The sequence below is a fragment of the Bradyrhizobium sp. AS23.2 genome, assembly GCF_001908185.1.
Lineage (GTDB): Bacteria > Pseudomonadota > Alphaproteobacteria > Rhizobiales > Xanthobacteraceae > Bradyrhizobium.
On record NZ_LGHM01000080.1, the window covers coordinates 1 to 20537 of the forward strand.

At 62.9% G+C, this 20537-nt stretch carries 20 protein-coding genes and 3 pseudogenes; 15 read left to right on the top strand and 8 right to left on the bottom strand.

Annotated elements, in window-relative coordinates; all coding sequences use genetic code 11:
* Positions 1 to 436: 436 nt before the first annotated feature.
* Positions 437 to 835 carry a VanZ family protein gene (locus AC630_RS17650; protein ID WP_074119769.1) on the bottom strand — a complete coding sequence of 133 codons (399 nt, stop codon included), beginning with the start codon at positions 833 to 835 and terminating at the stop codon, positions 437 to 439.
* Between the two features lie 589 nt (positions 836 to 1424).
* Between AC630_RS17650 and AC630_RS17655 the strand changes: the two genes are divergently transcribed.
* Both AC630_RS17655 and AC630_RS17660 read left to right on the top strand, forming a co-directional pair.
* On the top strand, positions 1425 to 1907 hold the full coding sequence (locus tag AC630_RS17655; RefSeq protein WP_074119770.1) for an FkbM family methyltransferase: 483 nt from the start codon (positions 1425 to 1427) through the stop codon (positions 1905 to 1907).
* Positions 1908 to 1973: 66 nt separating this feature from the next.
* Positions 1974 to 2258 (top strand): hypothetical protein, encoded by a 285-nt coding sequence (locus AC630_RS17660; protein WP_074119771.1) that lies wholly within the window; start codon positions 1974 to 1976, stop codon positions 2256 to 2258.
* A 164-nt stretch (positions 2259 to 2422) separates the two neighbouring features.
* Here AC630_RS17660 and AC630_RS17665 read toward each other — a convergent pair whose 3' ends face one another.
* Positions 2423 to 3136: a Crp/Fnr family transcriptional regulator gene (locus AC630_RS17665; RefSeq protein ID WP_074119772.1), complete on the bottom strand. Its 714-nt coding sequence runs from the start codon at positions 3134 to 3136 to the stop codon at positions 2423 to 2425.
* 450 nt (positions 3137 to 3586) lie between these two features.
* On the opposite strand from AC630_RS17665, the gene AC630_RS17670 reads away from it, so the two are divergent.
* From AC630_RS17670 to AC630_RS17690, 7 genes and pseudogenes are all read left to right on the top strand, one after another.
* Positions 3587 to 4888, top strand: a complete 1302-nt coding sequence (locus tag AC630_RS17670) for an undecaprenyl-phosphate glucose phosphotransferase (RefSeq protein ID WP_074119894.1) — start codon at positions 3587 to 3589, stop codon at positions 4886 to 4888.
* A gap of 81 nt (positions 4889 to 4969) precedes the next feature.
* Positions 4970 to 5203: a hypothetical protein gene (locus tag AC630_RS17675; RefSeq protein WP_208867024.1), complete on the top strand. Its 234-nt coding sequence runs from the start codon at positions 4970 to 4972 to the stop codon at positions 5201 to 5203.
* A gap of 48 nt (positions 5204 to 5251) precedes the next feature.
* A pseudogene (locus AC630_RS43925) lies at positions 5252 to 5377 on the top strand (hypothetical protein); the annotation flags it as partial.
* Positions 5378 to 5394: 17 nt separating this feature from the next.
* Positions 5395 to 5598: a hypothetical protein gene (locus AC630_RS17680; RefSeq protein WP_074119773.1), complete on the top strand. Its 204-nt coding sequence runs from the start codon at positions 5395 to 5397 to the stop codon at positions 5596 to 5598.
* 39 nt (positions 5599 to 5637) lie between these two features.
* Positions 5638 to 5824 (top strand): annotated as a pseudogene (locus AC630_RS45490) (hypothetical protein).
* 119 nt (positions 5825 to 5943) lie between these two features.
* A pseudogene (locus AC630_RS17685) lies at positions 5944 to 7149 on the top strand (MFS transporter).
* Positions 7150 to 7322: 173 nt separating this feature from the next.
* The gene (locus AC630_RS17690; RefSeq protein WP_074119895.1) at positions 7323 to 8552 is read left to right on the top strand and encodes a CaiB/BaiF CoA transferase family protein; all 1230 of its coding nucleotides are present in this window, start codon (positions 7323 to 7325) and stop codon (positions 8550 to 8552) included.
* 221 nt (positions 8553 to 8773) lie between these two features.
* On the opposite strand, the gene AC630_RS17695 is transcribed toward AC630_RS17690, so the two are convergent.
* Positions 8774 to 9454, bottom strand: a complete 681-nt coding sequence (locus AC630_RS17695) for a GntR family transcriptional regulator (protein WP_074119774.1) — start codon at positions 9452 to 9454, stop codon at positions 8774 to 8776.
* Between the two features lie 175 nt (positions 9455 to 9629).
* Between AC630_RS17695 and AC630_RS17700 the strand changes: the two genes are divergently transcribed.
* The 4 genes from AC630_RS17700 (at position 9630) to AC630_RS17715 (ending at position 14537) form a co-directional block, all read left to right on the top strand.
* Complete coding sequence (locus AC630_RS17700; protein ID WP_074119896.1) at positions 9630 to 11372, top strand: IlvD/Edd family dehydratase; 1743 nt, start codon at positions 9630 to 9632, stop codon at positions 11370 to 11372.
* Positions 11373 to 11434: 62 nt separating this feature from the next.
* A complete protein-coding gene (locus AC630_RS17705) occupies positions 11435 to 12430 on the top strand; it encodes a TRAP transporter substrate-binding protein (RefSeq protein WP_074119775.1) in 996 nt (331 codons plus the stop codon).
* Positions 12431 to 12621: 191 nt separating this feature from the next.
* On the top strand, positions 12622 to 13200 hold the full coding sequence (locus tag AC630_RS17710; RefSeq protein WP_074119776.1) for a TRAP transporter small permease: 579 nt from the start codon (positions 12622 to 12624) through the stop codon (positions 13198 to 13200).
* A complete protein-coding gene (locus AC630_RS17715) occupies positions 13197 to 14537 on the top strand; it encodes a TRAP transporter large permease (RefSeq protein ID WP_074119777.1) in 1341 nt (446 codons plus the stop codon). The genes AC630_RS17710 and AC630_RS17715 overlap by 4 nt, the downstream gene beginning before the upstream one ends.
* Here the strand turns inward: AC630_RS17715 and AC630_RS48350 are convergent.
* The 3 genes from AC630_RS48350 to AC630_RS17725 are packed head-to-tail and all read right to left on the bottom strand — an operon-like array spanning position 14530 to position 15900.
* A complete protein-coding gene (locus AC630_RS48350; protein WP_502691522.1) occupies positions 14530 to 14730 on the bottom strand; it encodes a hypothetical protein in 201 nt (66 codons plus the stop codon). The genes AC630_RS17715 and AC630_RS48350 overlap by 8 nt on opposite strands.
* Positions 14651 to 15109 (bottom strand): histidine phosphatase family protein, encoded by a 459-nt coding sequence (locus AC630_RS17720; RefSeq protein ID WP_245330432.1) that lies wholly within the window; start codon positions 15107 to 15109, stop codon positions 14651 to 14653. Before AC630_RS17720 ends, AC630_RS48350 begins: the two co-directional genes overlap by 80 nt.
* Entirely contained in the window at positions 15106 to 15900 is a 795-nt protein-coding gene (locus AC630_RS17725) for an enoyl-CoA hydratase/isomerase family protein (RefSeq protein WP_074119778.1), read from the bottom strand. Before AC630_RS17725 ends, AC630_RS17720 begins: the two co-directional genes overlap by 4 nt.
* A 246-nt stretch (positions 15901 to 16146) precedes the next feature.
* Between AC630_RS17725 and AC630_RS17730 the strand changes: the two genes are divergently transcribed.
* Positions 16147 to 17367, top strand: a complete 1221-nt coding sequence (locus AC630_RS17730) for an NAD(P)/FAD-dependent oxidoreductase (protein WP_074119779.1) — start codon at positions 16147 to 16149, stop codon at positions 17365 to 17367.
* Between the two features lie 44 nt (positions 17368 to 17411).
* Here AC630_RS17730 and rbsK read toward each other — a convergent pair whose 3' ends face one another.
* Entirely contained in the window at positions 17412 to 18320 is a 909-nt protein-coding gene (gene rbsK, locus AC630_RS17735; protein WP_074119780.1) for a ribokinase, read from the bottom strand.
* Between the two features lie 33 nt (positions 18321 to 18353).
* Positions 18354 to 19247, bottom strand: coding sequence for a sugar kinase (locus AC630_RS17740; RefSeq protein ID WP_074119781.1), 894 nt, complete (start codon positions 19245 to 19247; stop codon positions 18354 to 18356).
* A gap of 209 nt (positions 19248 to 19456) precedes the next feature.
* Between AC630_RS17740 and AC630_RS17745 the strand changes: the two genes are divergently transcribed.
* Positions 19457 to 20305, top strand: a complete 849-nt coding sequence (locus AC630_RS17745; protein WP_074119782.1) for a VOC family protein — start codon at positions 19457 to 19459, stop codon at positions 20303 to 20305.
* Positions 20306 to 20537: the final 232 nt, after the last annotated feature.

Here is a 20537-nt window from a genome sequence, read left to right on the forward strand (position 1 = left end):
ATCGCGACCCGCTATGACAAGCGAGCCGATATCTTCCTCTCCGCAATCCTCTTGGCTGCCGCACTCACTTGGTGGATCAATTGAGTCCGGACCCTAGTGCGATCAAGGCAAGTCCAACAAGCGCGCCAGCATCTCCGGCATCGTGCATGCTGCTTTCAGTCGCGAGCAAAGCATCAGCGATCAAACGGCGAATTCCCGATTAAACCGTTGCTGACGGATGCGAAGCGGGTAGTGATGCGCGACGATAGTGCCGCATTAGGTGAATCGCACGTGTTCGTCATGCAATGGACGCCCAGGGCGCATTACAATCTAGGGTAGGGGGATGCGACAGTGTGGCGAATTCGGCCTGCGCCGCCGCGTAGCTGCGCATGCAAGGGGCCGAGGCCCTCGGTTTGCAAAGCCCATCCAGGCCCAAGAACATCCAACCCACTGTGCGCTAGCCCGAGCTACCGCCGGATCGGTTGACGGACTTCTGGTGCTGAGTCCGGCCTGGCGTCGTCACACGGTCGTTCGCGAAGTCCAGCACGGACACGACTGCAAAACCCGCCAGCGTAGCTACTGCGCCCACGATGAAGTCCTCCAACCGCGCATGTCGGCCGGGGACAAACAACTGCAGAAATTCAAGCACGCCAACCATGACGACAGTTATCACTGCGGCTGGTAGCCTGTGGCGCGGATAGGCAAGCGCGAAGGCCAGCGCGACCAAGCCAAAGGCCAGGATATGCTCGCCGACTTGCCCGAGGATGGAATGCGGCCGATGGCTCGGTGGTCCAAGCGTCGCAAAGGTAACGGCGGCAGCCAGCAGCCAAGCCACCAAGCGGATCAGAGTGATCATCCTTCGCCGCATATAACGTGTGGGGCGCATTGCCGCCTTTGCCTTTGAAGTCATACGTCCGGAGAGAGGAACTATGTCAGAATAGAGGCGCGGTGGCTTGCACTAAAAAGGGCACCTCGGGCTGAAAGATGATCTTCTTGAGGCCACAAGAAACTCATTCTTAGTTTCTTCGTTGTGCGCACAGCCAGATTAGTGGCGCACTGAGAAGTATGTCCGACGGCCGCACGTGCCGACCTTCATGCTCCGGGGGGCGTCGCAAACGCCTCCTGCCTATCCTTTTCACCGTTGGAATCCGACAGAGGCCCACGTCGGTCTGCAGAACAATTCGAAACTACTATCCGCTTTCCTTGATCATTGCTGACGGCGACGAAAGCAAACGCGACCAAGTACGAAACGCGCCGGATGATGATGCGAGCGCTGCCCGTCTCTCTTTGGTGTCCTCCACGCTCTCGTCAGTGCGGCTGCCCGGCAATGGCAACAATTCCCCACACGTGCATTCCACCTGACCTCAAGACGGAAGAACGGTGGGTAGTCTGGGTTTATTTGCGTAGACGCCCGCTCTTCCCGACTCTCCGAATGGAATTTGCCGATGGCTCTGTCCAATCGCGTCCAGCGAAATTGCGTTCGCGAAGACCTGATATTTGATGTAGGTCTCCATAAAGGCGAGGACGCCGCCTACTACCTCAGAAAGGGGTTTCGAGTTGTCGGCATTGACGCAAATCCTGATCTGATAGAGTGGAACAGGAAACGGTTCGCCGGAAATGAGCGGATCACAATCATTTTTGGCGCGATCGCCCAAGGCCAGGGCAATGTTCGCTTCTTCGTTGATAAGCAATCCACCTGGGGGACGGTCGATCCAGATTGGGCCACGCGCAACGTGCGCCTCGGGTCCGCCCATCACGAGATCGAAGTGCCGATATTCGATATTCGCGAAGCATTCCAAAGATGGGGCGTTCCGTACTATCTCAAGCTCGACATTGAGGGGCGAGAAGATGTCATCATTGACGCCCTTGCCGAGCTTTCCGGCCTGCCAGCCTTTATCTCCATGGAAAGCGAAAAAGTTGACTTTTGAAAACTGATCCATGAACTCCGAAAGCTGCGCAACCTTGGATATCAACGTTTCCAGGTTGTGCCTCAAGTGCACATTCCGAACTCGTCGATCCGCACGCGCGATCGCAATGGCGCTACCTTCAACTATATTTTCGAAGACGATGCATCGGGAGCGTTTGGCGAGGATCTGAATGGGCGCTGGATCAGCTTTGCCGAAGCTGCTGCGAGATACGCCTTCATTTTCATCCAGTACAAGCTGTTCGGAGATGACGGCTTGATGTTCCGCCTAAGAGGTGGAAGATTCATTCATCGCTTGCTGATGGCGTGCTTCGGGGCGTTTCCCGGATGGTACGACACACATGCGAGGCTCTAGCGTGCCGCCTGTCTAGGCTGAACTGTGAATCATGCTTTGCGGTTGCCATCGTCGTAATGTTGAATTGCCCACTTGGTCGAAGGCAAACCGTTCGTCCTGGTCATCGCCTCAGGCATATAAAGCCATTTGGCCTGAATACTTTGTGAGGGTTTGGAAACAGCTGGTCAGGCGGCCAAACTGCTCGGGCCGACGATTTGCTTGACCTGTTCTTTGATCGCGCCGTAGCACTCGCACGAGCATTCCTCCATCGCTGCGGCGTCCTCGATGCGGACCTTGCCGCGCGAAACCGAAACTAGCCGGGCGGTTTCCAACTTTCGCAAGACGTGCGTCAGGCTCGGTCGATAAACCCCCAACATGGAAGACACCAAATCCTGAGTGAACGGCAGAGTATCTGCGCTCGCCAAATCTCTACATTGCAGAAGCAACCGGCAGAGGCGCGCTTCCAGCGGATGTATGGCGTTGCATCCGGCGATCTGGACAGACTGCGCTGCCAATGCCTGGGAGTGCCGGATCAACACTTCGCGAAGAGCCTCGTTCTCCCGTGCCAGCCGCCGCAGGACACCAGCCTCGATCCGGTCCGCATTTCCTGGGGCCGCAACCATCACCTGATTCAAAGCGGTCCCATCGCCAAACGCTGCGATCGCTCCAACGATCGTATTGGAACCTGCTACAGCCGCCTCGGCCGAATTGCCGTCGGAGAATATCACAACGATGGAAAGCACGCCGCTTCGCGGGAAGTAGACGTGGCTCACGGGCTCGTGCGGGCTGTGGAGAGCGTGTCCAGGGACCAGTTCGAACAACCGCAAGTGAGGAACGATCAGCGATCGTTCCGGTGCGGAGAGGCAGCTTATGACTTGGTTCGTTCCGGAGTAGAGCATCGTTGGGCCCCCAAATAGCGTCGAAGCTGTTCAACGCCCGGTTTCATTTTTCGTTCAAAGTTAAGTAAGGAAGAATACCGAAGCAGGCGGAAGCGCATGGCATCCTCTGACGCATAACGTGCGTTTGACGAAAGGGAGGAGGACACAAGGCGCGCCGCGAATGCATGTTCGCGTGCATAAAGTCTGAGCCTCGTCTCTGAGGCTTTTGTTGTCTTGGAATTTCCTGGAAGCCCGTGCCTCGGCTGCGCGTCCGCAAGCCGCGTAAAGGAGATTCGAAGCAAATGTTCCATCGGACGGTCTCCCCTCAATCCGTCGAGTTGCGTGGGCGGGCGCCGCACGACCGTTTGCTCGCAAGTATTGTCCCCTATTCCGAAATCGGACTATTCATGGCGGCCTCGGATCTGATGCTGATCCTGATGGCGAGCCTGGTTGGGGGGCGTCACCTATCACATGTTGGCATTCAACGAGGTGGGCAGCCTTAGCGAATACCTCGGAGAAGGGGGCGATGCAGGTCTATTCTTCGTTCTGCTGATGAACTCACTGGGGTTGTACCGGGCATCCATTCTTCTCTCTCGCGGACAACTGCGAGCAGTGGCCGGGGGATGGCTGATGGCGATGGCGGCCCTCGTCGGGTTCCTTTTTCTGCTTAAGTCGACGGCCTATTATTCACGGGGAGGGCTGATTACCTTCGCGTTGCTCGGTGTCGCGTTTCTGCTTGGTTGGCGAGTAATTCTGGCCGCGCAGCTTCGGAATGCCCTCGCGGAAGGCCAAGTGAACGGACGCCGGGTCATTCTGATTGGCGATGAAGCCGAACTTGCCCGTCATTCCCCTCGCGATCTGCTGATGAATTACGGGGCGCACGATATCGGCCGCTTTCCGCTCTCCCGTTGCGATCCCGGCGGCGCGGAGCTTTTCTCTCGCGACTCGGAGATCATCACAAATGCAATACGCGCCGCCCGAACTCACGAAGCGGAGAAAGTGCTGATAGCAATATCCTGGAATGACGAGCAACGGCGCAAGCTGATTTGCGAACGCCTGAGGATATTGCCTGTCCCGATCTTCCTGTTGCCCGACAGGTCGTCGGAGACGTTGCTGACGCAGCCGTTAATGAATATGGGCAGGAGCGCCGTGATCCAGCTCCAACGCGCGGCCTTGTCTCGAGTGGAATTGTTCGTCAAACGAGGGTTCGATCTCATCTTGGCAACCCTCGGGGGAATCCTCGCGCTGCCACTGCTCCTCATCGTGGCGATACTGATCAAGCTAGAGTCCGCGGGGCCGTTGATCTTCAAGCAACGTCGGCGTGGGTTCAATGGTCGAGAGTTCACAATATACAAGCTTCGTACAATGACCGTACTCGAAGACGGCCCCAACATCCGTCAGGCCGAGCGAAACGATGTTCGAATAACGCGCGTAGGAAGCGTCCTTCGTAGAACCAGTATCGATGAGGTGCCGCAGTTATTGAATGTGCTGTTGGGCGACATGTCCCTCGTCGGGCCGCGACCGCATGCCGTCGCGCATGACGACCAATACTCGGCGTGCATTGGCGACTACGCGTTCCGCAATCACGTGAAACCCGGGCTCACCGGATGGGCGCAAGTTAACGGCCTGCGCGGTGAAACCGCGCAAATCGAGCTGATGAAGCGCAGGGTCGATTACGACGTCTGGTACATTAACAATTGGAGCCTGTGGTTGGACATATTGATCGTGGCCCGAACGTTCTTCACTGCCGTGTGGGCGAAGAATGCGTACTGACAGCAGCTGATAGCCGGGCAGCGTCCCGCCGGACACTGATCGAGCTCAGGTCGATCGGGTCCTTCTTGACAGATCCCTGCATTGAAGAAGCGATTTGCCACGTTCGCAGCGGATCAGAAGGCTCCCCACTGGGTTGAGGACTGCGGGGCCTACCGCGGGCTGGAGTTTGCGGAGTTGGCAACCTCCATCTCGATTGACGGCTATGTGATCCCCCGCGAGATTGGCCTGGCCCTGAAATCCAACAGAGCCGACCCGCAGTCTCTCAAGCGCGTGTGGCACTGCGTGGCGAAGTTCGGCAGTCCGGTTGCTGAGTAAAAGGCCGCACTGGGGCGGCGGGCGAGCCTGCCATAGGAACCATCACTTCAAGCACGAGTTGGCCGTCCCGTCGGCATCGCCATCAACAAGACCGGCGCGCTGCTGGTCGCCGACGACAGCGGCAATACCGTATGGCGGGTGACCGCTGCGCACCCGCAGGTCACGCAGCGATAGACCTTTAAAAGCTTGCAATGGGCCTTGCTCAATACGCGGTCGTGCCGGTTCAGGACGAATGGGGTGTGCTGCACGACGGCAACATCAACGGTAAATACGCCACCAAGGAATCGGCGTTCGAGTCGGCGGTCGCCGCCGCCTCGCTGGCACTCCGACAGGGTCATGAGGTCCATGTGAGCGTGCCCGGCCGCGAAGCGCGCGAGACCGCGCTTGGCAGCTAGCGCGATCGCACTTCGCGCAGAGCACGAAAGGAGGTCACGATGACCAGGCCTCGTGAGCAAAACGGCGTCGAGCCGCCCAGGTCCGAAGATGACATCGTCCGAAGACGACATCCAGCGCGACCAGCTCGGTCCGCGCGGCGTGCCCGGTGCGCCTGATCCGGCCAGGATGACGCCTCAACGCGAGAAGAAGACGCCCAAGCATATCGATCCCGGCCACGTTTCCTGACATCCGGTCTGCGGCTGGCGCTGCGGTGCCATTCGGAACCGATATTCCCGGCCGTCGCATCCGGGGGTAAGACTACCGTACGGGCGTGATCCGCGCCTGCCGGGCAGGCGACGGGTGGAATGCGGTTTCTGAAATCTGACAGCAGGCTCATCGGCGTCCTGCTGGTGCTCGCGGTCACCCAACTGGTCGGATGGGGCACGATCGGTCTTCCCGCCATCGTCGGGCGCGATCTCGCGGCCGATCTCGGCACGAGCCTGCCGGTGGTGTTCGCCGGGACGTCCGTTCTCTAGGTCTCGATGGGGCTGTGCGCCCCCTGGCTGGCAAAATCCTTTGCGCGGCATGGCGCACGAAACGTCATGATATCAGGCACGGTCGTCGCCATACCGGGCTACGTTCTCCTGTCTTTCGCCCGCGAGCCAACGCTGTATTTCGCTGCCTGGGTCGTCCTCGGCATGGCCGGCAGCGCCACGCTCTCGACCGGCGCCTATATCATGTTGAACGAGGTCGCCGGGCGGGGGGCCAAGAATGCCATCGGCGCGCTCATGCTGGTGACGGGCCTCTCCAGCAGCATCTTCTGGCCGACCACGTCGTTCCTGAGCGGTTGGCTCGGCTGGCGCGGGACGTGCCTCGTCTATGCAGCCATGATGCTCGTCATCAACCTTCCGCTCTATGCGTTCCTCGCACCGCGCCGGAAGATTGCGAAAGATGGTGGTGCTGAGCCGGTCAAGGCCGCGCCGCCGCCTGCGATCCCGAAGAGCACCTTCAGCCTCGTCGTTGCCGCGATCACGATGAATGCCTTCGTCAATTTCGGCATCAGCGCCATTCTGATCGAGTTGTTGAGGGCGGAGGGGCTCGCGCCGGCGCGGGCCCTTGCATTCGGCTCTATGCTGGGCGTGATCCAGGTCAGCGCCCGCGGCCTGGATTTCCTCGGCGGCGGGCGATGGGACGGGATCACGACCGGGCTCGTCGCGGGCACCGCATTGCCCGTGGCCATGCTGCTGCTGATGATGAGCGAGGGCGCGACCTGGGCGGTCGCGGCATTCATCCTGCTTTACGGCGCCGGCAGCGGTGCGATGGCGGTGGCGCGGGCGACGATCCCGCTCGTGTTCTACGACCAGGCCGAGTTCGCCAAGGCGATGTCGATGATCGCGCTACCGCTCAATCTGGCGTCCGCGATCTCTCCGCCGCTCCTTGTCGGCTTGCTCACCCAATTCGGCAGCCGCGGCGCGCTCGGTCTCACCTTTGCCTTCTCCTGCGCCACGGTGCTCATCCTGGTCCTGCTCGGCCGCCGGCGTCCGCAAATCGCCGCGGCGGCCGCGACCTGAGCCGATGGCAATATTCACGGCGCGGAAATTCGCGGCCAGGAGCCGCGGCCTGCGGCGGGGGGATGGCCGTATTCCCGGAGTGCAGTGCTCAGAACGCCAAAATAGTGTATCCGCAGGAAGCGCGGTCCGCTTCGAGAAGCCGCGCCATTATCCAGTTCCCGGAGGAAATCGACATGTCGGCCTTGCCGCTTTCAGGCATCAAGATCCTTGACCTCACCCGCGTGCTTGCCGGGCCCTTGTCGGCCCAGATGCTGGGCGATTTAGGTGCGGAGGTCATCAAGATCGAGCGGCCGGGCACCGGCGACGACGCGCGCGCCTTCGGCCCGCCTTATTTGACCGACCCCGAGGGCAAGGCGAACAACAACAACTCGTTCTATCTCTGCGCCAACCGCAACAAGAAGTCGGTCACCGTCAACATCGCCAAGCCCGAGGGGCAGGCGATCATCCGTGAGCTCGCCAAGGACGTCGATGTCTTTATGGAGAACTACAAGGTCGGCGATCTCAAGCGCTACGGCCTCGATTACGAGACGATCAAGGCTCTCAATCCCCGCATCATCTATTGCTCTGTGACCGGCTTCGGCCAGACCGGCCCCTACGCGCCGCGCGCCGGCTATGACGCCATTCTGCAGGCGATGGGCGGCCTGATGAGCGTCACCGGCCATATGGACGGCGAGCCGGGTGAGGGCCCCATGAAGGTCGGTCCCTCGATCGTCGACTACATGACCGGCATGAATACCTCGATCGGGATTCTCTCGGCGCTCTACAATCGCGACGCCAATGGTGGCGTAGGACAGCATCTCGACGTCTGCCTGTTCGACACCGTGATTGCCTCGCTCAGCCACTGGCTCCAGATCTACCTCGTCAACGGCAAGACCCCGCCGCGCCGGGGCACCTGGGGCAATGGCGGCATGCCGGCCGGCGTGTTCCGCTGCACCGATGGCGAGCTGATGCTGGTGGTCGGCAATGACGGCCAGTTCCAGCGCACCTGCGCGGTGCTCGGCGAGCCCGAGCTCGCCAACGACAAGCGCTTTATCAAGAACAACGACCGCGTCGTGCACGGCAAGGAGATCATGGCGATCTTCGCCGGCCTGTTCCTGAAGAAGCCGGTGGCCTACTGGCTGGAAAAGCTGGAGGAGGCCGGCGTGCCGTCAGGTCCGATCAACAATTTCGAGCAGGTGTTTAGCGATCCGCACGTCCAATCGCGCGGCATGCGGGTGAAGACCGAGCACAAGTTCGAGCCGGAGCTGTCGCTGATCCGCAACGCGCTGACCTTCTCGGAGACCCCGATCAAGACCTACCGCGCCCCGCCGCTCTTGGGTGAGCACACCCAGGAAGTTCTCGGCGGCAAGCTCGGCTATGATGCCGACAAGATCGAGACGCTGAAGAAGCAGGGCGTGATCTGACGGTTGAGAGGTTGCCGAACGTGCTCGGCCTGCATGGTTCGAGACGCCCGCCTACGGCGGGCCCCTCACCATGAGGGTTTGATATCTCGCCGCGAAACGTGACCTCATCCTGAGGGCCCGCCGTAGGCGGGCGTCTCGAAGGATGGCCGCAGGCGAACTTCCTGACGCGTTTTCTTCATATACGATCGCCCTGCCGCAAGCGGGGAGAGGCGAAGGCCGCGCTAGCTCTCCTCGCCCGCGATCCGCGCTAGATAATCCGACTTGCTGAACTGCATGTGATCGACGCACAGCTGGGCGAGCGCCCAGCTGTCGCGGCCCTTCAACAGCTCGATCATCAGCTCGTGCTGGCGCCGCGATTGCGTCAGCCCGTCGCGATCGGCGAGATTCTTTGCGCGCATCGGCAACGTCAGGTTCATGTAGTCCTGGAGCGAGCGCACCAGATAGGGATTGCTGCAAGCCGAAAACAGCGCGAGGTGGAAGGTGTCGTTGGCCTCGTGGATGCCGCGCAGATCCTGCACGTCGGCCTTCGCACAATACTGCCGCTGCAAGACGGTCAATTCGTCGATGAGGCCTTGCGGTGCGGGCAGGGGGATCATCAATGCGGCCTGCCGCGTCAGCATCTCCCGGACTTCGTAGATCTGCCGGACTTCCTCGGCGGAATAGAACCGCACGGTGGCGCCGACATTCTTCTCGCGGCGGACAATGCCGCGCCGCTCAGCATCCACCAGCGCCTGGCGCACGAAATGCCTGGAGGTGCCGTAGCGCGACATCAGCGCGTCTTCGGTCAGGCGCGCGCCCGGCGGCAGGCGGCCGAAGATGATGTCCTCCTCCAGCCGCGCGACGACGTCGTCCGGATCGTCGCGCCGGACCATCATGGCGTCTGCGGTGCGAATGACGGTCATCCCTCAGCCTCCCGGCGCCTAGCCGGTCCGTCTTGTGGAGCAGGGACGGCGCTGATTGTCAATAATTCGTGGCACCAAACGATGCATAGGGCAGAAAATGCGACGATATGGACCAGTCTTATTGACAATCGAGGGGCAGGCTGTACCACAATGGCAAATTGGAAGGAGTGGCATGATGACGAGTGGTTTGCGCAAGGGTTTGACGAGCTACGGCGATGCCGGCTTCTCGCTGTTCCTGCGCAAGGCATTCATCAAGGCCATGGGCTATTCCGACGACGCGCTGGAGCGGCCGATCGTCGGCATCACCAACACCTATAGCGACTACAATCCCTGCCACGGCAATGTCCCTGACATCATCGAGGCCGCGAAGCGCGGCGTGATGCTGTCGGGCGCGATGCCGTTCGTGTTCCCGACCATCTCGATCGCCGAGAGTTTTGCGCATCCGACCTCGATGTATCTGCGCAATCTGATGGCGATGGACACCGAGGAGATGATCCGCGCCCAGCCGATGGATTCGGTGATCGTGATCGGCGGCTGCGACAAGACCTTGCCTGCGCAGGTGATGGCCGCGATCAGCGCCGACCTGCCGACCGTCGTCATTCCCGTAGGGCCCATGGTGGTCGGTCATCACAAGGGCGAGGTGCTGGGCGCCTGCACCGATTGCCGCCGGCTGTGGGCGAAATACCGCGCCGGCGACATGGACGATGCCGAGATCGAGGCGGTGAACGGCCGCCTCGCGCCGTCCGTCGGCACCTGCATGGTGATGGGGACGGCCTCGACCATGGCCTGCATGATCGAGACGCTCGGCCTGTCGCTGCCGATGAGCGCGACGATCCCGGCGCCGCATGCCGAGCGCTTCCGCCTCGCCGAGGCGAGTGGCCGGGTTGCCGCGGAGATGGCCAAGACCAAGGGCCCGAAGCCGAGCGAACTGCTGACGCCGGCGTCCATCAAGAACGCGCAGGTCGTGCTCCAGGCGATCGGAGGTTCGACCAACGGCTTGATTCATCTGACCGCGATTGCGCATCGCTCGCCGCACCGGCTCGATCTCGAGGCCTTCGACCAGATCGGCCGCGAGGTGCCGGTGCTGGTCGACCTCAAGCCGTCCGGCGAGCATTACATGGAGCATTTCCATCACGCCGGAGGCGTGCCGAAGCTGCTGGCGCAACTCGGCGACCTCATCGATCTCGATGCGAAGACGATCACGGGCCAGACGCTGCGCGATGTCGTCGCGAATGCGGAGGACGTGCCCGGCCAGGACGCGATCCGTCCGCGTGACAATCCGATCAAGAAGGAAGGCGGTCTCGCTGTCCTGCACGGCAACCTCGCGCCGCGCGGCGCCGTCATCAAGCAATCGGCCGCGAGCCCAAAGCTGTTGCAGCATACCGGGCGCGCGGTAGTGTTCGAATCCGTCGAGGACATGACCTTCCGGGTTGATGATCCCGATCTCGACGTGACTGCCGATGACGTGCTGGTGCTGCGCAATGCCGGCCCGAAGGGCGCGCCGGGCATGCCGGAGGCGGGCTATCTGCCGATTCCGAAGAAGCTCGCGCGCGGCGGCACCAAGGACATGGTGCGCATTTCGGATGCGCGCATGAGCGGCACCGCGTTCGGCACCATCGTTCTGCACATCACGCCGGAATCCGCCGTCGGCGGACCGCTCGCGCTGGTGCAGAACGGCGACATGATCCGGCTGGATGTTGCCAAGCGCAGCATCGAGCTGCTGGTCGACGCCGCGGAGCTGGAGCGGCGGCGCGCCGCCTTGAAGCCGGCCGCTACGCCGGACGAGGCGCGGCGCGGCTACGCCTGGCTGTTCAACGAGACCATCATGCAGGCCGACGAGGGCTGCGACTTCGATTTCACGCAGAGGACTGGCAAGAAGACTGAGCAGAAAACTGAGCAGAAAACTGAGAGAGGCTGATCAACCACTCGAACGAGCGCTCAGACCGCTGAAGCGGCGGGCGATAGAAACAGGGGGAGACGATGATTGCACGATCCATGCGTGGGTTGGTGGTGGCTGCCGCTGTCCTGTTCGTCACCGGGGCCGGGGCGCAGGAGGTGAAGCATTATCGCTTCGCCTACGACCAGCCGCGCAATACCGGCTATTCGATCGCGGGCGACCTCTTTGCCGACAAGCTCAAGGAATTGAGCAAAGGCACGATGATCATCGACCAGTATCCGGGCGCACAGCTCGGGCAGGAGCCGCAGGTGCTGCAGCTCGTGAAATCCGGTGACATCGAATTCGCGATCATCTCGTCGGCCAATACCGCGACGATCTCGCCGCAGGCGGGCGTGATGTCGCTGCACTTCCTGTTCCGCGACGAGAACCACGTGATCAAGGGGCTGGCCGATCCCCGCGTGTTCGAAGCCCTCAAGACCATGATCGACGAGACCACGCAGGGCCTGCACGTCATCGCGACGGGCTCGCAGGGCGTGCGCCACATGTACTCCAGGAAGGAGATCCACAATGTCGGCGACATCAAGGGCCTGAAGGTCCGCGTGCAGGCGACCGCGACCGAGGACACCATGTTCCCGGCCTATGGCGCCCAGACTGTGCACATGCCGTTCGGCAGCGTCTACACCTCGTTGCAAACGGGTGTGGTCGACGTCGCCGAGAACAGCATCAACGTCTACCTCGTCAACAAGCACTACGAGGTCGCGCCGGTCCTGAACATCACCGAACACGAGGCCAACAACGCCCTGGTGTTCATCTCCGACAAGCTCTGGCAGAGCCTGTCGGCCGAACAGAAACAGTGGGTCCAGACCGCGGCGAACGAGATCAGCTCCAAGGAGCCGCAAAAGGCGTTCGAGCTCGAGCGGACCGCGGCCGAGAAGCTGAAGAAGATGGGCGTCAAGATCGTCGACAACGTCGACAAGAAGAGTTTTACGACGATCGCCGATCCCTATCTCGACAAGCTCGCCAAGGAACTTGGCCCGCATGCCGAGAAGATCAAGGACCTGATCCGGTCGATTAATTAGGCCGCGTGCGGCCATCCTTCGAGACGCCCGCCTACGGCGGGCCCTCAGGATGAGGTCGCCACTGGCGGCGAGATATCAGACCCTCATGGTGAGGAGCCCGCTAAAGCGGGCGTCTCGAACCATGCAGGCCGAGCACGTTCGGCAGCTTCCTGGCTGTCACATGCGATAGCTCCGGGAGGGCGGGGAAACCAATGGCCATCGCCGACAAACTGCTGGTGCAACGGCAACGTCACCTGAAATGGCGCTGGCTCGACTGGCTCGAGCTGACGCTGATGGTCCTCTGTGGCGTGCTTTGCTTCGGCTTCTCGCTTTCGGTGACCGCTGATATCGTCACCCGTACGATCGGCCACCCCTGGCTGTGGCTTCAGGAAGTCACCTCGACGTTGTTCATCTACGCGATCTTCATTGGGGCCGCAGCCGCGACCCGGCGCAACGATCACCTCTATCTCACTGCGATCTCGGAGGCGATGCACGGCACGCCGCGGCTGATCGTCGAAGTGCTCATCCGCCTCGTCGTGCTCGGCGTCGCCTTCTGCCTGATCTGGTACGGCTATCAGAACTATCTGCGCGGCTTCGGCAGTTTCAGGCTGCCCTCGGGCACGCCGATCGCATCGCTCTATGCGATCATTCCGTTGTCAGGCGTGCTGATCGGCCTGTTCACCATCGAGCAACTCGTCAATGGCTTGCGCAACGGCTTTGACCATCCCGAGCCGCCGGATGAGGGAGCGGCACCTGTCGTCAGCGACGCGCAGATGAGGGCGCAGCCGTGAGCGCACCAATTGTCCTGGTGTTGATGTCGATCTGCTTCCTGTCCTTCGGCTATCTCGGCGTGCCCGTGCCGTTCTCGCTAATGGCCGGCGTCTTCATCGGCGCGATCCTGTCGAATGTTTCGCTCGCCGCCATCATCCAGAAGATCTTCGACGGCGTGGATTCCGAGGCGCTGCTGGCAATCCCGTTCTTCCTCCTGGTCGGCGAGCTCATGAGTTCGGCCAACGTGGTGGTGCGGATCGCGAACCTCTCGGTGTCGCTGGTAGGGCACATCAGGGGTGGGCTGTCGCAGGTCGTCGTCGTCTTCAGCATGTTCTTCTCGGAGATGTCGGGCTCGACCACGGCCGACGTCGCCGTGATGAGCCGCGCGCTGGGCGGCCCGATGAGACGTGAGGGCTATGAGCCCGCCTTCATCGCCGCGATCATCGCGTCCGCCTCGACGATTGCGGCCCTGGTGCCGCCGAGCATCACGGCCGTCGTCTATGGCGCGGTCGGCAACGTCTCGATCGCCGGGCTGTTCATGGCGGGCGTCGTGCCGGGCCTGATGATCGGCTTCGGCCTGATGATCTACTGTTATTTCTTCGGCCCCTCGGGCCTGCGCAAGCCGCGCGCGCCGCTGCGGCAGGTGGTGTTCGCGGCCGGCGACGCAGCCCTGCCGCTGATGATCCCGGTGATCCTGCTCGGCGGCATTCTCACCGGCTGGTTCACGCCGACGGAAGCCGGCGTCGTCGCCGTGGCCTGGATCGTGCTCGTCGTGATCCCCGCGCTCAACCGCGGGCATATCAAAAAGATCCCGTACGATTTTTGCCTCGCCGGCCTGATCTTCTCGTTGCCGCTGATCACCATCGGCGCCGCCAACGCCTTCGGCTGGATGCTCGCCTATTTGCGCGGCGCCAGCTACATTGCCGAAATGATCACCTCGATCGCCGGCAACGATCCGCACCTGATCATGCTGCTGATGGTGCTGCTGTTCACCGTGGTCGGCGACTTCATCGAGCCGGTGCCGACGATCATCATCTTCATGCCCCTGGTCAACGCGCTGACAGAAGCGGGCGACATCAACGGCGTGCACATGGGCGTGGTGCTGATTGCCACGCTCGCCTTCGGCCTGATCACGCCGCCTTACGGATTGGTCTTGCTGATGGCCTCGAAATTCGTCGGCATCAGCTTTGCCAAGGCGTTGCGTGCGGCACTGCCGATCTACCTCGTGTTCTTCGCCACGATTGCGTTCGTGATCTACTTCCCGAGCGTGGTGTTGTGGCTGCCGCGGTACGTGCTGCCGGAATCGGTCGGCTGCTTCAAGTCGCCGGCGGGCACGGGCTACATCTGTCCTAAGTGATGACTTGCTCAACGCGCCAGTGCACCGTTTCGCGGACGTAGCGAAACGGTGTGCCGTGGCTGTTCTTGAAATAGCTGCCGCATAGCGACTTCGCCATCGCCTGCATCACCGCGTCATGGCAGACAAACAGGAGCTTGTCGCCGGCGTGACGGTCGAGCCAACCGGAAACGCAGCGCAGCGACCGTTCGGTCATGGTGCTCCAGGTCTCGCCGTCGGAGGGCAGGATGGACACGAGACTCGGCCGACTTCACGCCATGCTTTGCCATCATGTCGCGGACGGGGAGGCCTTCAAAGCTGCCGAAGTCGAACTCGATGATACCGGGGTCCACCTCCACGGGCACCGCGACTGCCGCGCCGATGATCTCGGCCGTCTTCAGCGCGCGGACCAGCGGGCTGCTCACGATCCGGCTGATGCGGATGCCCCTCAGCACATCCGCGGCAGCGTGCGCCTGTCCGAGGCCGTCCTCGTTCAACGGGTTGTCGGTGCGCCCCTGGAATCGCCCCTCGCGATTCCAGTCGGTCGCTCCATGGCGCAGGCCGTAGAACGAGCGTGTCGGCGTCGGTGCGCTCACTTGCCCCTGCTCGTGAATTTCTTGACGGCGACGCGAAACTCCTCCGTATTCATCGCCATGATGATCTTGTGCTCCTCGGCGTCGAGCTGCTGCTTCACCGGCGTGGTGGCGGCCTGGTAGACCAGCGACTTGGTGCCGGCGATCGCCGCCGGCGGGTTCTGCGCGAGACGCTCGGCGAATTTTCGCGTGGCCGCCTTCAACTCCGCGGCGGGAACGACCTTCGCAACCAGGCCCCATTCATGGGCCTGCTGTGCGGTAAAATTGTCCTCGGACAGGAAGATCTGCAGCGCGCGGCGGGAGCCGACCGTGCCGACGATGCCGACCGTGCTGCCGCCATCCGGCGACACGCCGATCTTGGCATAGGCCGGCGTGAACTTGGCATCCTCCGCGGCGATGCAGAGGTCGGTGACGAACGCCAGGCCCATACCGGCGCCGGCGGCCGAGCCGTGCACGCTGGACAGGGAGAGCTTCGGCATGCGTCGGATGATCTCGATGAAGGCGTGATAATGCTTCAGCAGTTCGCCGACGACCGGCGTCACTGTGTTGGCCTCGGCGGCCGCGCCGATCGTCTGCAGATCGCCGCCGGCAGAGAAGGCGCGGCCTTCGCCTTCGAGAACCACGACCCTGATCTCGTCGGTGCTCTCGATGTAGGCCGCGAGCTGCTCGAGCTTCTGCGCGATCGCAAGGTTGATCGAGTTGAACGCGGCGGGGCGGTTGAGCGTAATGGTCGCAATCGGACCGTCGATCCGCAGCAGGGCGGGATCATCGGGTTGGGAGATGGGAGCAGGCATCGGAAATCCCCGGCAAGAGGTCGTTGGTGCAACTAAATCGCAGAAGGCGAGGGGAGACAATCCCCAGCCGTGGTCTCGCCGTACTGCTTCCGGGCCCTTGCCTAAGGCGGGGCGATAGGCTCAAATGGGCGGCCTTCGTCTAGGGACGGACACGAGCGCCGGCTCCTCCTAGGCTAGCCAAGCCAATATCAGCGAGAGAGGAGACGACATGGGTCACGCTCGTGTCTCCGGAAATGGGCTGTTCCAATGACGGAGGGTCCGGTGATCATCGTCGGTGCCGGCCATGGTGGCTACCAGGTCGCGGCATCCCTGCGGCAGGCGGGCTTTTCCGACCGCGTTTGCCTGATCAATGACGAGGCGCATCTGCCCTATCAGCGGCCGCCTCTGTCCAAGGGCTATATCAAGGGCTCCGCCGGACCGGAGAGCCTGATGTTCCGGCCGGAGAAATTTTACCACGACCAGAAGGTCGAACTGATCGCGGGCCGCGCCGTCTCGATCGACCGCGCGGGGCGCAAAGTGCTCCTCGCCTCGGGCGAGACGCTTGCCTACGGCCACCTCGTGCTGGCGACGGGCGCGCGCAACCGGCTGCTCGATCTGCCCAATGCGAATCTGCCTGACGTGAAATACTTACGCATCCTCGACGACAGCGAGGCGCTGCGCAAAGTCATGCCGTCGAAGAAGCGGGCCGTGATCATCGGCGCAGGCTTCATCGGTCTCGAATTCGCGTCCACCGCGCGGATCAAGGGGCTTGAGGTCGACGTGCTCGAACTCGCCCCCCGCGTCATGGCGCGTGCGGTGACGGCGGAGGTCTCCGAATATTTTCAGGCGCGGCATCGCGAGGCCGGCATCCGTGTTCACCTCGGTGTGCAGGCAACCAGCATCGAGGCCGAGGGCGGCAAGGTCACCGGCGTCAGTCTTAGCGATGGCAGGCACCTGCCGGCCGACCTCGTCGTGGTCGGCGTCGGCGTGTTGCCGAACATCGAGCTCGCGGCCGAAGCGGGCTTACCGGTCGCCGCCGGCATCATTGTCGACGAGTCTCTCTCGACGGCTGATCCGAACATCTCGGCGATCGGCGACTGCGCGCTGTTCGCCAGCCCGCGCTTCGGCGGATCGCTGCGGCTGGAATCGGTGCAGAACGCCACCGACCACGCCCGTTGCCTCGCGGCGCGGCTGACCGGTGACAGGAAGGCCTATGACGGCCATCCCTGGTTCTGGAGCGACCAGGGCGACGACAAGCTCCAGATCGCAGGCCTCACCACCGGCTATGACCGCGTGGTCCTGCGCGGCGATCCCGCCGGCAAGGCGTTCTCGGCGTTCTGTTACAACGGCGAGAAGCTGCTCGGCATCGAGTCGATCAACCGCGCCGGCGATCACATGTTCGGCCGCAGGCTGCTGGGCATGGACCGTTCGATCACGCCCGAGCAGGCCGCGGATGAGAGCTTCGACCTGAAGAGCGCGCTGGCGTGAGATTTTCTCCCTCGCCCCGCAAGCGGGCGAGGTGAAGAAAAAGCCTACAACGTCGCCGCCACTTCCGCCGCCGTCGGCATCGATGGACCCGCGCCCATCCGCTGTACGCTGATCGAGGCGGCGGCGTTGGCGAAGGTGAGCGCGGCGCGCAAGGCTGCGCCGCCAGCCAGTTGCGCGGCGAGCGCGCCGACGAAGCAATCGCCCGCGCCAGTGGTGTCGACCGCCTTCACCACACGGCCGGGTACCGAAAGCTCCTCGCGGCCGGCGAGCGCGAGCACGCCGCGTTTGCCGAGCGTGACGCAGATGGTCTGGTCCTCGCGCGCCTGAAGCTGCCGCGCGACATCGATGATCCGCTCCGCGGTATCGCCCTCGGAGAGCTCGGCGCCGGCGAGGAGGCCGAGCTCGGTCTCGTTCAGCACGAGGATGTCGACGAGCGCGAGCAGCTCGCTGGACATTGTCTGCGCCGGCGCCGGGTTGAGCAGCGTGGTGGTGCCGGCCGCACGGGCCCGCTGGAAGAACGCTGCGATCGTCGGCAGCGGAATCTCGAACTGGCTGACGGCGACATCGCCCTTCGCCAGCGGCGCATCCGCGACGTCATCAGCGCTGACCAGCGCATTGCTGCCGGGAATGACGACGATCGTGTTGTCCGCCTCCGCCACCGTGATGATGGCGGTGCCGGTATGCGCCTCGGCCGTCTCGCGGATAGAGCCGAGATCGATGCCCTGATTGCCGAGGAACGCCCTCAGCTCAGCCCCGAATGAATCCTTGCCCAGCCGCCCGATCAGCGTGGTCTCGGCACCGAGCCGCGACGCGGCGACCGCCTGGTTCGCACCCTTGCCGCCCGGAAAATACAGCACCTGCCGGCCGGCGACGGTCTCGCCGACTTTGGGATGGCGATCGGCCGTCGCCACCACGTCCATGTTGATGCTGCCGGCGACGAAGACGCGCCCCATGAAACCCTCTGCGAAGTCACACCCTTACGAAGTCTACACTCTGACTTCGAACTCGTGCCTGACTTTGGCGATGTCGACAAGGGTCGGCAGGCCGGCCTCGTTGCCGAGGCGCTGGATCTTGAAGGTCGAGGCGGCGCGGGCGAAGTCGAAATGCTCGCGCCAGCTTTTGCCGGGATGGGCGAGGTAGGAATAGACATAGGCGCCGTGGAAGACGTCGCCGGCGCCGTTGGTGTCGATCACGCGCTCGCGCGGGATCGGCATCGCCGGCATGATCTCGACCGCTCCGGTCTCGTTGTACCAGAGCAGGCCCTTCTCACCCATGGTGACGCCGCCGATCTTGCAGCCGCGGCCCTTGAGATAGTCCAGCATCTTCTCCGGCGTCAGGTCCATCTGCTCGCACAGCCGTTCGGCGACGATCGCGACGTCGATGAATTCCAGGAGTTCATGCGTGTTGGTGCGCAGGCCACCACCGTCGAGCGAGGTCAGGATGCCGGCCTCGCGGCAGACCTTTGCATAGTGGATCGCGGCGTCCGGCTGGTGGCCGTCGACATGCAGCGCGCGGCAGCCGCCGAGATTGAGCATCGGGAACGGATGGATGTGCTCGTCGTCGCGGCAGCGTACGATGGCGCGCTTGCCGTCCTTGGGCATGATGAAGGACAGCGAAGACTGGTTCACCTTCCGCCCGTGCAGCGAGATCGCGTATTTCGCGCACATGTCCTGGAACATGCGTCCCAGCCAGTCATTGGCTGCCGTGGCGATGAGATCGGGCACGATACCGAGCTTGGCGCAGCAGAACGCCGCCGTGACCGCATTGCCGCCGAAGGAGACCGCGTAGTCCTTTGCCACGTGCTTTTCGTCGCCGGTCGGCATCTGGTCGGTGATGAAGACGACGTCGATATAGGTCTGTCCGATAAAGAGGGCCTGCATTGGTTGTCCGTGATGCGCTGGGTGGTCCCGGCCGGCGGGCTTACTCTAGCACCGGTTCCGCTCCGGGGACGCTGAAATTATTCGCAAAACTGCCGCCGGGGCGCTTGAGGTCAGCATGGTGCCGGAATACGACCATCACCGGCCAATGCCAAGCCCGGACAAACGCCGTCTTTCGGTCCATTGTTCCAGGTCGATCAAATGGGGGAAATATGATCACCGGCCTCGATCACGTCGTCGCTCTGGTCAAGGATATCGGTGCGGCCAAGGCGGCCTATCAGACGCTGCTTGGGCGCGCGCCTGCCTGGCAGAATTCCGGCGAAGGCGCCGACCGCGTGCTGTTCACGCTCGAAAACATGTCGATCGAACTGATGGCGCCGAGCGGCTCCGGCGTGACCGCGGACCGCATGCGCGCGCTGCTCGACGACCATGAAGGTGTGCTCGCCAGCCTGTGCTTTCGTGTCGCAGACATGAGCAAGATGCACCGGCGTCTGGAGCGGGTGGCGCTCAAGCCGGATGGTGTCGCCGAGGTCGAAAGCAGCGACGTCGAGAGCGGTGCGGTTCTGCACTGGAAGCGCACGCGCGCCGCCACCGAACTCACCCGCGGCGTGCGCATGTTCTTCCTCGAGCTCGCCAGGGAGCGGCCACTGTCGGCCGTGACCGACGCCGCGCCGATCGACGGGCTCGACCACGTCGTGATCACCACCGAGGATTCCGACCGCGCCGCCGCGCTCTATGGCGCGCGGCTCGGGCTCGACCTGGCGCTCGACCGCTCGCACCAGGATTGGGGCCAGCTGATGTTCTTCCGTTGCGGCGACCTCATCGTCGAGGTGGTGCGCCGGCCGGTGGCGGGTGGCGATTCCAGCCATGACCGCCTCTGGGGCCTGAGCTGGCGGGTGGCCGATATCGACGCCACGCGCGCCCGCCTGATCGCCGCCGGCCTCGACGTCACCGAGGTGCGTAACGGCCGCAAGCCGGGCACGCGGATCATGACCGTGCGGAGCGGGACGTGCGGCATCCAGACCGTGCTGCTGGAGCGCTCGCCGAAGCCGGTGGATTGAAGGGGGCATTCCGGGGCGTCGCGCAGCGAGGAGCCCGGAATCCATTCGTCCACGCGTCTTGCCGCGCGATGGATTCTCAGGTGCGCAATTGCGCACCGTAGCTCGCGCCCAAAAGGGCGCGCCCCGGAATGACGGAAACATGTGGCATCGACGCGGAGGCGCTTCATCCTTCATTCTCAAACGCCCGCCCGCGTGTTACATGCGTCGTGAGAGCACCCAGCGAGCAACCGGT